The sequence below is a fragment of the Bacillus massilinigeriensis genome, assembly GCF_900111815.1.
Lineage (GTDB): Bacteria > Bacillota > Bacilli > Bacillales > Cytobacillaceae > Mesobacillus_C > Mesobacillus_C mediterraneensis.
In genome coordinates this window covers 591,334-593,530 of the sequence record NZ_LT630004.1, presented here as the reverse complement: position 1 = coordinate 593,530, position 2,197 = coordinate 591,334, and the positions used below count along the sequence as shown (strand labels likewise).

1 protein-coding gene and 1 rRNA gene are annotated in these 2,197 nt (G+C 52.8%); one reads left to right on the top strand and one right to left on the bottom strand.

Annotated features, from left to right (window positions below; translation table 11 throughout):
- A partial coding sequence (locus tag BQ5796_RS18365; RefSeq protein WP_234969295.1) for a hypothetical protein occupies positions 1–220 on the top strand: 220 nt, incomplete at its 5' end.
- Between the two features lie 326 nt (positions 221–546).
- On the opposite strand, the gene BQ5796_RS03155 is transcribed toward BQ5796_RS18365, so the two are convergent.
- Positions 547–2,096: ribosomal RNA gene (locus BQ5796_RS03155) — 16S ribosomal RNA — on the bottom strand.
- Positions 2,097–2,197 lie beyond the last annotated feature (101 nt).

The window sequence follows — 2,197 nt, the reverse complement described above, 5'->3', positions numbered from 1 at the left end:
ATCAAAGCTTGCTTACAGCTCCCCGAAGCATATCGGTGTTAGTCCCGTCCTTCATCGGCTCCTAGTGCCAAGGCATCCACCGTGCGCCCTTTCTAACTTAACCATTCGGTGTATCATCAGCGTCGAATCTCTTCGTCAGCCGCGCTCTCTGAAGATCCTCACGTACGAAAAGTACGCTCCGATCTTCGCTCGCTTGCTTCCTCGACCTTCTCGCTGCTGATTCACCTCATAATTGAGGTTTACTCTTTTTAAAAAAGAGAGAAAAACTAAAATGGCGATACTCGGTTCTTTCTTTGCCTTCTTACATTACGATTATCCAGTTTTCAAGGAACAAAAAAGCGTCTCGTTCAGACCCGACAAGCGCTGGAGGGCCGGCAGTTGAAGTCGTTTTTTGACTTCATCGGACGGACCGAAGCGACCTCGAGGGTCTAGACGCTGTAGCTAGACAGCTTTGAGGAATTGCTCCCTCAAAACTAAACAAACAAGCAGTCAACTTACGAACCCGAAGGTTCGCATTCCGATAGTCCTAAAAGACTATATCCTTAGAAAGGAGGTGATCCAGCCGCACCTTCCGATACGGCTACCTTGTTACGACTTCACCCCAATCATCTGTCCCACCTTAGGCGGCTGGCTCCAAAAGGTTACCCCACCGACTTCGGGTGTTACAAACTCTCGTGGTGTGACGGGCGGTGTGTACAAGGCCCGGGAACGTATTCACCGCGGCATGCTGATCCGCGATTACTAGCGATTCCGGCTTCATGCAGGCGAGTTGCAGCCTGCAATCCGAACTGAGAATAGATTTATGGGATTGGCTTCACCTCGCGGCTTCGCTGCCCTTTGTTCTATCCATTGTAGCACGTGTGTAGCCCAGGTCATAAGGGGCATGATGATTTGACGTCATCCCCACCTTCCTCCGGTTTGTCACCGGCAGTCACCTTAGAGTGCCCAACTGAATGCTGGCAACTAAGATCAAGGGTTGCGCTCGTTGCGGGACTTAACCCAACATCTCACGACACGAGCTGACGACAACCATGCACCACCTGTCACTCTGTCCCCCGAAGGGGAACGTCCTGTCTCCAGGATTGTCAGAGGATGTCAAGACCTGGTAAGGTTCTTCGCGTTGCTTCGAATTAAACCACATGCTCCACCGCTTGTGCGGGCCCCCGTCAATTCCTTTGAGTTTCAGCCTTGCGGCCGTACTCCCCAGGCGGAGTGCTTAATGCGTTTGCTGCAGCACTAAGGGGCGGAAACCCCCTAACACTTAGCACTCATCGTTTACGGCGTGGACTACCAGGGTATCTAATCCTGTTCGCTCCCCACGCTTTCGCGCCTCAGCGTCAGTTACAGACCAGAGAGTCGCCTTCGCCACTGGTGTTCCTCCACATCTCTACGCATTTCACCGCTACACGTGGAATTCCACTCTCCTCTTCTGCACTCAAGTCCCCCAGTTTCCAATGACCCTCCACGGTTGAGCCGTGGGCTTTCACATCAGACTTAAAGGACCGCCTGCGCGCGCTTTACGCCCAATAATTCCGGACAACGCTTGCCACCTACGTATTACCGCGGCTGCTGGCACGTAGTTAGCCGTGGCTTTCTGGTCAGGTACCGTCAAGGTACCGGCAGTTACTCCGATACTTGTTCTTCCCTGACAACAGAGCTTTACGACCCGAAGGCCTTCTTCGCTCACGCGGCGTTGCTCCGTCAGACTTTCGTCCATTGCGGAAGATTCCCTACTGCTGCCTCCCGTAGGAGTCTGGGCCGTGTCTCAGTCCCAGTGTGGCCGATCACCCTCTCAGGTCGGCTACGCATCGTTGCCTTGGTGAGCCGTTACCTCACCAACTAGCTAATGCGCCGCGGGCCCATCTGTAAGTGACAGCCGAAACCGTCTTTCAGCTTCCCTTCATGTGAAGGAAAGGATTATCCGGTATTAGCTCCGGTTTCCCGAAGTTATCCCAGTCTTACAGGCAGGTTGCCCACGTGTTACTCACCCGTCCGCCGCTGACTTCCGGGAGCAAGCTCCCTTCTGTCCGCTCGACTTGCATGTATTAGGCACGCCGCCAGCGTTCGTCCTGAGCCAGGATCAAACTCTCCATAAAAGAGTGAGTGATTAGCTCATCAAATAAAACGTTGGCTGATGGTCAGTGACCATCATATTATTGTTTGTTGACGCTTGTTTGTTTAGTTTTCAAAGAGCAAT